Raw genomic sequence first — 10,733 nt, forward strand, 5'->3', positions numbered from 1 at the left:
CCCCTGCGCGGAATGGAGTCGGAAACTCCTCGGCCCTACTGCGGGGCCAGCTTCTCCGCGAGGCCGGGGTTCTTCTCCAGCCAGCCGCGGACGGCCTCCTGCTCCTTGCCCTTGCCGGTCTCCTGGATGGCGGCTTCGAGGTCCGTGAGCTGCTTCTCGGTCAGCTCGAAGTTCTTCAGCCAGGAACCGATCTCGGGGTTGTCGGAGGTGAAGCCCTTGCGGGCGAGGGTGTGGATGCCGTCGCCCTTGCCCCAGGTGCCCTTGGGGTCCTTGAGCTTCTTCAGGTCGTAGCCGGAGTACGCCCAGTGCGGCGACCAGAGCGTGACGACGACCGGTTCCTTCTTGTCGTAGGCGCGCTTCAGCTCGGCGAGCATGCCGGGCGTGGAGCCGTCGACGACCTCGTACTCACCCTTGAGGCCGTACTCGTTCAGCACCTTGTCCTTGAGGATCCCCATCATTCCGGCGCTCGGCTCGATGCCGATGATGCGGCCCTTGAACTGGCCGCTCTTGCCCTTGAGGTCGTCGAGCGAGTCGATGCCCTTCATGTAGGACGGCACGCTCAGCTCCAGGGAGGTCGGGCCGTACCAGGAGCCGAGGTCCTCCAGCTTGTTCTGGTACTTCTCCCAGTACTGGGCGTGGGTGACCGGCAGCCAGGAGTCGGTCTGGAAGTCGATCTGTCCACCGGCGAGTCCGGTGTAGAGGGCGCCGGCCTCCAGCTGCTTGGCGTCGACCTCGTAGCCGCGCCGTTCGAGCAGTTCCTTCCAGAGGAAAGTGGAGGCGATGCCCTCGTCCCAGGGGATGTAGCCGAGGTTGATCTTCTTGCCGTGGCCGATGTCCTTGCCCCCGGCGGTCGTCGACGCCGCGCCGCCGCCGAGGAAGCCCATGCCGCCCGCGACGAGCGCGAGGATCACGACGCCGACGAGGGCGGTGACGGGCTGCGGGCGGTGGTTCCACAGCTTCGCGCCGGCGCGCGCCGCGCTCGCGGCCCGCTCCTTGGCGAGGGCCCTGCGGCCGAGGGGCGAGACCTGGCGGCCCAGCGCGCCGGTCATCCGGTCCAGGTACATGGCGAGGATGACGATGGAGATGCCGGCCTCGAAGCCGAGTCCGATGTCGACGTTGCCGATGGCCCGGTAGACGGCGCCGCCGAGCCCGCCGCCGCCGACCATGCCGGCGATGACGACCATGGAGAGGCCCAGCATGATGACCTGGTTGATTCCGGCCATGATCGTGGGCAGTGCGAGCGGCAGCTGGACGCGCAGCAGCGTGTTGCGCGGGGTGGTGCCGAACGCCTCGGCCGCCTCGACCAGCTCGCCGTCGACCTGACGGATGCCGAGCTCGGTCATCCGCACGCCCGGCGGCAGGGCGAAGACGATGGTGGCGATGATGCCGGGGACCACGCCGACGCCGAAGAAGATGATGCCGGGGATCAGGTAGACCATGGCGGGCATGGTCTGCATGAAGTCGAGGACCGGGCGCAGCACGGAGCTGACGGTCTTGGAGCGGGCCGCCCAGATGCCGAGCGGTACCGCGATCACCAGGGTGACGAGGGTCGCCACGAGCACCAGCGAGAGCGTCGCCATGGCGTCGTCCCACAGCTCGACGGAGTCGACGAGGGCGAAGCCCGCGAAGGCGAGCGCGCCGGCGGTCAGCCCGCGCAGCCACCAGGCGACGACGGCCAGGATGCCCGCGAAGAGCAGGGGCTCGGGCGCCGAGAGGACCGCGTCGATGCCGTCGTAGAGACCGGTGACGGCAGTGGTGATGGCGTCGAAGAGCCAGGAGAGCTGGGTCTGGAGCCAGTCGACGGAGCTGTCGACCCACTGGCCGAGGGGGAGCCTAGGCATGGGTGGCCACCTCCTTCTCGCCGGTGGTGCAGGCAACGGGCGGGCGCTGCTCGTCTCCGATGAAGCCGATCAGACGGGACTGCGGTACGACTCCGAGGACGGTGCCGTCGGCGTCCTTGACGGCGACCGCGTGCGGGACGCGGGCGCTGACGGCGCACAGGTCGGCGACGAGGGTGTCGGGGCCGACGGTCTCGCAGTCGCAGCCGTCCGGGCGGGGGTGCTCGGACTCGGTCATCACGGCGGAGGCCGTGAGGACGCGGGAGCGGTCGACGTCCTGGATGAAGGAGGCGACGTAGTCGTTGGCGGGGCGGACCAGGATGTCCTCGGCGCTGCCGAGCTGGACGATCCGGCCGTCGCGCATCACCGCGATGCGGTCGCCGAGGCGCATGGCCTCGTTGAGGTCGTGGGTGATGAAGACGATGGTCTTCTTCAGCCGCTTCTGCAGTTCGAGGAGCTGGTCCTGCATGTCGCGGCGGATCAGCGGGTCGAGCGCGCTGAAGGACTCGTCCATGAGCAGCAGGTCGGCGTCGGTCGCGAGCGCGCGGGCGAGGCCGACACGCTGCTGCATTCCGCCGGAGAGCTCGTCCGGCCAGGACTTCTCCCAGCCGGCGAGGCCGCACAGCTCCAGGGCCTCGGCGGCCCTGGTCTCGCGCTCGGCGCGCGGGACGCCCTGGACCTCCAGGCCGTACGCGGCGTTCTCGAGCACGCTGCGGTGCGGGAAGAGGGCGAAGTGCTGGAAGACCATGCTGATCTTGGTGGACCGTACCGTGCGCAGGTCGCGGGGGCTGAGCGCGGTGAGGTCCTTGCCGTCGTAGAGCACGCGGCCCGCGGTGGGCTCCAGGAGCCCGTTGAGCATCCGCAGCAGGGTGGACTTGCCGGATCCTGACAGACCCATCACGACGAAGATCTGGCCGGGCTCGACGACGAAGGACGCGTCGATCACGGCCGCGGTCGTGCCGTCGGCGCGCAGTTCGTCGCGGTCGGCACCTCCGCTGAGCTTCTTGACGGCTTCGTCGGGTCGTCTGCCGAACACCTTGTACAGGTGATCGGCCTGGAGCCTGGACACATACACCTCACGCGTTGGAACGAGAACGGCCTTCCACCCCCGCAGGCGGGCCGTGGAGCGGGGCGGGTTCGGCCCGCGACTCCCGTGTCGTCCGGCGATCCACTGCTGGATCCCCGGACCGGGTCCGCTCCGGGCCCGCGCCTGCCCTGGGCTCCACGGGGCAAACGCGAAGGTGACGGGCGTCACGCACGGCGTCGGGAACCGGTCGTGCCGTCGCTCGGCGCCGCTGTCGGTGGGGTGCGGCATGATCGGGGTGTGACGCGACTGATGCTCCTCGACACCGCCTCTCTCTACTTCCGCGCGTACTTCGGTGTGCCGGACTCGGTCCGGGCCCCCGACGGGACGCCGGTCAACGCCGTGCGCGGCCTCCTCGACTTCATCACCCGGCTCGTCCAGGACCACCACCCCGACGACCTCGTCGCCTGCATGGACGCCGACTGGCGGCCCCAGTGGCGGGTGGACCTGATCCCCTCCTACAAGGCCCACCGGGTCGCCGTGGAGACCGAGACCGGGCCCGACGAGGAGGAGGTGCCCGACACGCTCGCCCCGCAGGTGCCGGTGATCGAGGCCGTCCTGGACGCCCTCGGCATCGCCCGGGTGGGGGTGGCGGGGTACGAGGCGGACGACGTCATCGGGACGCTGGCCGGCCGGGCGAAGGGGCCGGTGGACATCGTCACGGGCGACCGGGACCTCTTCCAGCTGGTGGACGACGAGCGCGGCGTGCGGGTGCTGTACCCGCGCAAGGGCGTCGGGGACTGCGATCTGGTCGACGGGGACATGATCCTCACGAAGTACGGGGTGCGGGCCGACCAGTACGCCGACTTCGCGGCGCTGCGCGGTGACACCAGCGACGGGCTGCCCGGGGTGAAGGGCATCGGCGAGAAGACGGCCGCGCAGCTGATCACGGAGTACGGCGATCTGGCGGGGGTGCGCGCGGCGGCCGTGGACCGCACGTCGAAGCTGACCCCGGCCAAGCGGCGCGGGATCGTGGAGGCGGCGGCCTATCTGGACGTGGCCCCGAAGGTCGTCGAGGTCGCCGGGGACGTGCCGCTGCCGGACTTCGACCCGGCGCTGCCGAGCGAGCCGCGGGACCCGGAGGTGCTGGCGGCGCTGGTGGCGCGGTGGGGTCTGGGCGGGGCGGTCGGCAGGCTGCTGCCGGTGCTGGCACGCTGAGGCGTTCCTGCCCGCGGCCGCCGCCGGGATGCTAGCTTAGGTTTACCTAAGTTCGCAGAGTCAGGGGAGACCGTCGTGGCAGAACAGCCGGCGCGCAAGGCACCAAGGGCCCACGAGGCACAGGTGTTGCACACGGAGCGGATCACCCCGCACATGGTGCGGGTGGTGCTCGGCGGAAGCGGCCTCGACGCGTTCGAGCTGGGCGAGCACACCGATCACTACGTGAAGCTGCTGTTCGCGCCGGAGGGCGTGAGCTATCCGGAGCCGTTCGACATGGAGCGGATCCGCGCCGAGTTCCCGCGCGAGCAGTGGCCCACCACGCGGACGTACACGGTACGGAGCTGGGACCCGGTCCAGCGCGAGCTGACCGTCGACTTCGTGGTCCACGGCGACGAGGGCCTGGCGGGCCCGTGGGCGGCACGGGCGCGGGCGGGCGAGACCATGCGCCTCCTGGGCCCCGGCGGCGGCTACGCGCCGGACCCGGCGGCGGACTGGCACCTGCTGGTGGGTGACGAGAGCGCGCTGCCGGCCGTCGCGGTGGCCCTGGAGCGGATGCCCGAGGGTTCGACGGTCCACGCCTTCCTGGAGGTCGCGGACGCGACGGAGGAGCAGAAGTTCGCGACGGCCGCGGGCGTCGAGGTGACGTGGCTCCACCGGGGCGCCCGGCCGACGGGCGAGGCCCTGCTGGAGGCGGTGAAGGGCCTGGAGTTCCCGGCGGGCGACGTGCATGCGTTCGTCCACGGCGAGGCCGGCTTCGTGAAGGAGCTCCGCCGCCACCTCCGCCTGGAGCGCGAGGTGCCCCGCGAGCGCCTGTCGATCTCGGGCTACTGGCGCCTGGGCAAGACGGACGAGGCATGGCGCGCGATCAAGCGCGACTGGAACGACCAGGTGGAACGCGAACAGGAGAGCTGAGCACCGGGGGCGGGACCCAGGTCCCGCCCCCGGGGTGGGGGCGAGGGCCGGGGCCGACCCCCGGGTAGGGGCGAGGGCCGGGGCCGACCCCCGGGTAGGGGCGAGGGCCGGGGCCGACCCCAGAGTGGGGCGAGGGCCAGGGCCCGGCCCCAGAGTGGGGCGAGGCCCGGGCCCGGCCCCCACCTCCGGCCGAGCCCCTCCGCGAGGGGATCGGCTACTCCTCGAAGCCGAAGACCCGCCCGGACGCGTCGACGTGCGCGAGCCGGCGCATCGCGCCGAACACCGCGTCCCCCAGCACCGTCCCCACCACCACGCTCTCCACCAGGTCCTCCCGCTCCACGTTGCGCGCCACGTACTCCAGGTCCGCTCGCGCCACCCGCTCCGCCGCCTCCGCGTACGCGTCGAGCACCTCCCCGAAGTCCGCGTGCCCCAGCGTGTCCAGCGCCGCCAGGGCCGTCGCGAGCGCGTCCGCCGCCGGATTGCCCGCATGCACGCGCCAGCCGCGCCGCGCGATCAGCTCCGCCACGCTCTTCCGGGCGTCGACGACGCCCTCCCCCGGCTCGTCCGTGTAGCGCGGCACCACCCGGTCCGCGGCCGCGCCGAGCAGCTTGTGCACCGAGCGGTCCGGGTCCTCGACCGCCGCGATCACCTCACGGATCCCCGCGACCGAGAGCCCCCCGACGTCCAGCAGCGCGCGGATCAGCCGCAGGCGCCGCTCGTGACCCTCGTCGTACGTCGCCTGGTTCGGGCTCGTCAACTGCCCGGCCGGCAACAGCCCTTCCCGTACGTAGTACTTGATCGTCGGCACCGACACCCCGGTCCTACGGCTCAACTCTCCGATGCGCACTCCGCGTTCACCTTCCCGATCCGGCCCCGGCCTTGCCAGCCGATCCCCCCATCATAGATAGTGGCGCTATCAGATAGCGGTAAGTGCCACTATCTATATCTCACGGGGGTACCCATGTCCTCTCCTCTTCCGCGGGTCCGCGACCTGCACCGCCCGCTCGTCTGGTTCTCCGCCTCGATGGCGTTACTCGCGCTGGTCTCGGCCGGCGGACTGGTCCTCGACGAGCGGATCCTGGTCGGCGTCCCGATCTGGACGAAGCCGTTCAAGTTCGCGGTCTCGTTCGTCGCGTACTGCATGACGCTCGCGTGGATGCTCACCCTGCTGCCCCGCGCCCGTCGCGTCGGCTGGTGGGCGGGCACCGTCCTGGCCGCGGCCTGCGCTGTCGAGATGGCGCTGATCACGACCCAGGTGATCCGCGGCAGGCAGAGCCACTTCAACAACGAGACCGCCTTCGACGCCGCCGTGTTCCGGGCGATGGGCCTCACGGTCGTCGTCCTGTGGCTGGCCGCCCTGGTCATCGCCGTCCTGCTGCTGCGCGCCCGCATCCTGGACCGCGCCACCGCCTGGGCCGTACGGCTCGGCTCACTGATCGCCCTCGCGGGAGCCGCGATCGGCTTCCTGATGGCGCAGCCGACCCCCGAGCAGCTGGCGGCCGGGGACGACGCGGCGATCATCGGCGCGCACAGCGTCGGCGTCCCGGACGGCGGCCCCTCGATGCCCGTGACCGGCTGGGCCACGACCGGCGGGGATCTGCGCGTCGCCCATTTCTTCGGGATGCACGCCCTGCAGGTGATCCCGCTCCTGCTGCTCGCCCTGGTGGCGCTCGCGCCGCGGATCGCCCGGCTGCGTGACGAGCGGGTGCGGCTGCGGCTGACGCTGGTCGTGTCGGGGACGTACGCGGCGGCGTTCGCCCTCGTCACCTGGCAGGCGCTGCGCGGTCAGGCGCTGCTGGATCCCGACGGCACGACGCTCGCCGCGGCCGGCGCGCTCGCGCTCGTCGGCACGGCGGCGACATGGGCGGCCCTGCGCGCCCCGGCCCGCGTCGACACCGATGCCACCGCCAAGGAGTTCACCTCATGACCGGCTTCCTCTTCGAGCTCTCCTTCTTCCTCGCGGCGCCGGTCTGGCTACTGATGATCTTCGCGCCGGGTCGGCGGGTCACGGAGCGGCTCGCGGCATCACCGCTCACGGTCGTCCCCGTCCTCGCCGTCCATCTCGCCCTGGCACTCCCGGTCCTCCCGGAACTGTGGACCGCCGTCAGCAACCCCGATCTCGACACCTTCCGGGACCTCACCGCACTGGCGAACGGAGCCGGAGCGGTCTGGGCGCAGGTCATCGCCTGGGACCTGCTGCTCGGCCAGTGGATGTACCGGGAGGCACGCCGGCTGGGTCTCTCGCCCCTGCTGATGGGCCCGTTGCTGATCCTGACGATCCTGCTGTCCCCCTTCGGGCTGCTGGTCTTCCTCGCCGTCCGCGCGACGAGGAAGCCGGTTCCCGTACCCGCGTGAGGAGTTCGGCCCCACCCGGACACGGCGGCGTGACGCGGCCGAAACAGCCCGTCCCTAATTTCTGTCACCCGACAGGTATCTGCGACGTGACAGGGGCTGCCATGACCGCCACCGCGCCCGGTGGAACCAGCGAGGTGCGTACCGTTCCGTCCGGCGCCGGAGAGCTGGCGGGCTTCGGCTACCAGCAGGAGCTCCGCCGCCGGATGGGCCGGTACGCGTCCTTCGCCGCGGGATTCTCGTTCATCTCGGTGCTGACGACCGTGTTCCAGTTCTTCGCGCTCGGCTACTCCTTCGGAGGTCCGGCCTTCTTCTGGACCTGGCCGGCCGTGCTCGCCGGCCAGCTCCTCGTCGCCGCCTGCTTCGCCGAACTCGCCGCCCGCTACCCGATCGCGGGCGCCGTCTACCAGTGGTCGACCAGGCTCAGCGGCCCCGCGTTCGGCTGGTACGCGGGGTGGATCATGGTCATCGGCCGGGTCGTGGTCGTGGGGGCGGCGGCCCTGGCGCTCCAGGCCGTGCTGCCGGCGATCTGGCCCGGCTTCCAGCTCGTGGGCGACGACCCGTCCCCGGTCTCGGCGAGCGGCGCGGCCAACGCGGCGCTACTCGGCCTCGCCCTGCTCACGCTGACCACCGTCGTCAACGTGCTCGACAACCGGGTCCTGACCGTGGTCAACACCATCGGCGTCACGGCCGAGATCATCGGCGTCGGCCTGATCGTCACCCTGCTCCTCACCCACGCCGAACGGGAGCCGTCGATCGTGCTCGACACGGGCGGCGCGGGGGCGGGGGCGCTGCTCGTGGGCGCGTTCACGGCGGCGTACGTCCTCATCGGCTTCGAGAGCGCCAGCGAGATGAGCGAGGAGACGATCGACCCCAAGCGGACCGCGCCCCGCACGACCTTCTCGGCCCTGACGACCTCGGGCGTCTGCGGCGGTCTGCTCCTGCTCGGCGGCCTGCTCGCCGCCCCGAGCCTCGTCGACGGCCGACTGGGCACGGAAGGACTCTCCTACGTCCTCACCAGCACGCTCGGGGACGGCATGGGCAAGATCCTGCTGGCGGACGTGGTGGTCGCGATCTGCGCGGCGACCCTGGCGATCCAGACCTCGGCGACCCGGATGCTCTACTCGATGGCCCGCGACCGGCAACTCCCCTGCTCGGCCGCCCTGTCGAAGGTCCCGCGCCGCACGGGCATGCCGGCGACGGCCGCGGTGGTCGTCGGCGTCCTCGCCGCACTGCTGCTGCTCCTCAACTTCCTCTCCCCCGAGGCGCTCCTGGCCATCGGCACCACCTGCATCGTGATGGTCTACCTGGCGTACGCGATGGTCACCGGCCCGATGCTCCTGCGCCGCCTCCGAGGCGACTGGCCCCCTCCGCCCACCACGGACGAGACGGGCCGTCCGGCCTTCTCCCTGGGCCGCTGGGGCCTCCCCGTGAACGCCCTGGCCCTGGCCTACGGCCTCTTCATGACCGTCAACCTGGCCTGGCCCCGCGCCGAGGTCTACGACCCGACGGGCGGTCACTGGTACTTCCAGTGGTTCTCCCTCCTCTTCGTGGGCGCGACGGTGGCCCTGGGGGCGGCGTACCGCCTGGTGCGGCGCCGCCTGGGCTGACGCCATGCCCGCCACCACCACACGTGCCGTCGGTGCCGTCCTCGGCTCCGCCGTGGGGGACGCCCTGGGCGCGCCCTTCGAGTTCGGGTCGCCGGGCGTCTTCCGGGGCCGGTTCCCGGACGGCGTGGGCGAGATGTGCGGGGGCGGCGGCTGGGACCCGGGCGAGGCCACCGACGACACGCAGATGGCCGTCCTCGTCGGGGAGTCCCTCCTCGACCGGGACGGTCTCGACCTGCCGGACGTCTTCGACCGCTTCCGGCACTGGGCGGCGTCGGGGCCGAAGGACATCGGCCTGCAGACCGAGGACGTCCTCACCACCGGCTATCCCTGGGACATGGCCGCCGCACTCCACTTCCAGCTCAACAGGCGTGCCGCGGGCAACGGTTCGCTGATGCGGGCCTCCACCTCCGCCGTGTACTTCGCCCCGGCGGGCCGCGAGGCCACGATGAACGCGGCCCGCCGCATCGCGGCCCTCACCCACGGCGACGCCGCCGCGTGAGAGGGTACGGCGATCCTGCACGAGCTCGTCCGTGTCGCCCTCCTCGGCGAGGACCCACTCCCCGCCGTGCCCGCGGCGCTCGCCGCCGTGGCACCCGCCCACCGCGAGCGCTGGGCGACCGTCCTGGCCCCGGACTGGCATCCGGACGACGCGACCGAGTTCAACGGGGCGGTGTGGCCCTGCCTGGGCTCCGCGGTCTGGGCCCTGCGGACCACGGACTGTTTCGAGGAGTCGATGGCGGCGGCGATCGACCTGGGCGGCGACACGGACACGGTGGCCGCGGTCACCGGCATGCTGTCGGGCGCGGTCCACGGCCCGGACGCCATCCCCGCGCGCTGGACGGCCCCGTTGCACGTGCCCCTCCCGGGCCAGGGCCGCGTCCTGCGCGCCCACGATCTCGTCACCCTGGCGACGGCCCTCGCCGCCTGAACACGCCACCCCGCGGCCACGGGCTGAACTCCCGCGAGGGCCCCGTGCGACGGAGCCGTGCCATACGGAGGACTCGGGGGCCGTGTCAGACGCCGACGATCCTCAGTGCCGCGTCCGCCACCGCCGACGGGAAGCCCTCACCCGCGCGCCCCACGAGGATCACGCCCTCGATCAGCCCGAAGACCAGGTCCGTCCGGACCTCCAGCTCCTCCTTGTCGAGACCCGCCCCCACCCGCGTCGCCGCCACCAGCTGCCCGTACGCGTCCTTCAGGTCCTCCCGCACCCGGTGGAACCCCGCGAACCGCTCCGAGCTCCGCACCTCCGGCAGGACGTACAGCACGCCCAGGTTGTGCGGGCCCCCGCAGAGCAGCTCCACGTCCGAGCGGCACAGCTCCCACAACCGCTCCTCGGCCGGCCGCGCGTCGTCCGCGAGCAGCGACCGCGCCACGGCCAGCGACGGCGTGACCGTGGACTCCAGGAGTTCGGCGAGCAGATCCTCCTTGCCGCCGACGTAGTGGTACATCGTGGCCTGCCGCATTCCGGCCCGCTCCGCGACCGCCCGCGTCGTCGTCGCCGCATACCCCTTGGTCGTGAACAACTCGGCTGCCGCGAGCAGGAGTTCTTCCCGTGGCGACAGTCCGCTGTCCGGCCGCTGCGCGGCCCTCGGCCGCCCGACCCTCCTGCCGCTCGTGCTGCTCATACGTCGATCCTCGCACAGCCCCACAGCGCATCCCCGGCCCCGAATCCGCTCCGACGGCGGTGAGCACTCGGTAACTCCCGCGCAACCGACGGGCAATGCCCCCGACCCTCCCCCGCCCTAATTTCTGTCACCTGACAGAAATGGAGGCCGA

The 10,733-nt window shown here is 72.1% G+C and carries 9 protein-coding genes and 1 pseudogene; 6 read left to right on the plus strand and 4 right to left on the minus strand.

Annotated elements, in window-relative coordinates:
- Window positions 1-35: 35 nt before the first annotated feature.
- Complete coding sequence (locus AB0D99_RS21335) at window positions 36-1,841, minus strand: ABC transporter permease/substrate binding protein (RefSeq protein WP_362364204.1); 1,806 nt, start codon at window positions 1,839-1,841, stop codon at window positions 36-38.
- Window positions 1,834-2,907, minus strand: coding sequence for a glycine betaine/L-proline ABC transporter ATP-binding protein (locus AB0D99_RS21340; RefSeq protein WP_362364207.1), 1,074 nt, complete (start codon window positions 2,905-2,907; stop codon window positions 1,834-1,836). The genes AB0D99_RS21335 and AB0D99_RS21340 overlap by 8 nt, the downstream gene beginning before the upstream one ends.
- A 267-nt stretch (window positions 2,908-3,174) precedes the next feature.
- On the opposite strand from AB0D99_RS21340, the gene AB0D99_RS21345 reads away from it, so the two are divergent.
- Both AB0D99_RS21345 and AB0D99_RS21350 read left to right on the plus strand, forming a co-directional pair.
- Window positions 3,175-4,080 carry a 5'-3' exonuclease gene (locus tag AB0D99_RS21345; protein ID WP_362364337.1) on the plus strand — a complete coding sequence of 302 codons (906 nt, stop codon included), beginning with the start codon at window positions 3,175-3,177 and terminating at the stop codon, window positions 4,078-4,080.
- Window positions 4,081-4,155: 75 nt separating this feature from the next.
- On the plus strand, window positions 4,156-4,992 hold the full coding sequence (locus tag AB0D99_RS21350; RefSeq protein WP_362364210.1) for a siderophore-interacting protein: 837 nt from the start codon (window positions 4,156-4,158) through the stop codon (window positions 4,990-4,992).
- 214 nt (window positions 4,993-5,206) lie between these two features.
- On the opposite strand, the gene AB0D99_RS21355 is transcribed toward AB0D99_RS21350, so the two are convergent.
- Window positions 5,207-5,839 carry a MerR family transcriptional regulator gene (locus AB0D99_RS21355; protein ID WP_362364213.1) on the minus strand — a complete coding sequence of 211 codons (633 nt, stop codon included), beginning with the start codon at window positions 5,837-5,839 and terminating at the stop codon, window positions 5,207-5,209.
- A gap of 177 nt (window positions 5,840-6,016) precedes the next feature.
- On the opposite strand from AB0D99_RS21355, the gene AB0D99_RS21360 reads away from it, so the two are divergent.
- The 4 genes and pseudogenes from AB0D99_RS21360 to AB0D99_RS21375 all read left to right on the plus strand — a co-directional run bounded on the left by AB0D99_RS21360 (window position 6,017) and on the right by AB0D99_RS21375 (window position 9,882).
- Window positions 6,017-6,919, plus strand: coding sequence for a hypothetical protein (locus tag AB0D99_RS21360; RefSeq protein ID WP_362364340.1), 903 nt, complete (start codon window positions 6,017-6,019; stop codon window positions 6,917-6,919).
- Entirely contained in the window at window positions 6,916-7,347 is a 432-nt protein-coding gene (locus tag AB0D99_RS21365) for an ABA4-like family protein (protein ID WP_362364216.1), read from the plus strand. Before AB0D99_RS21360 ends, AB0D99_RS21365 begins: the two co-directional genes overlap by 4 nt.
- A gap of 101 nt (window positions 7,348-7,448) precedes the next feature.
- Window positions 7,449-8,954, plus strand: a complete 1,506-nt coding sequence (locus AB0D99_RS21370; RefSeq protein ID WP_362364219.1) for an amino acid permease — start codon at window positions 7,449-7,451, stop codon at window positions 8,952-8,954.
- 4 nt (window positions 8,955-8,958) lie between these two features.
- A pseudogene (locus AB0D99_RS21375) lies at window positions 8,959-9,882 on the plus strand (ADP-ribosylglycohydrolase family protein).
- An 85-nt stretch (window positions 9,883-9,967) separates the two neighbouring features.
- On the opposite strand, the gene AB0D99_RS21380 reads toward AB0D99_RS21375, so the two are convergent.
- On the minus strand, window positions 9,968-10,582 hold the full coding sequence (locus AB0D99_RS21380; RefSeq protein ID WP_362364222.1) for a TetR/AcrR family transcriptional regulator: 615 nt from the start codon (window positions 10,580-10,582) through the stop codon (window positions 9,968-9,970).
- Between the last annotated feature and the right edge of the window lie 151 nt (window positions 10,583-10,733).

The sequence above is a fragment of the Streptomyces sp. NPDC047971 genome (assembly GCF_040653355.1).
In the GTDB taxonomy this organism is placed as follows: Bacteria; Actinomycetota; Actinomycetes; order Streptomycetales; family Streptomycetaceae; genus Streptomyces.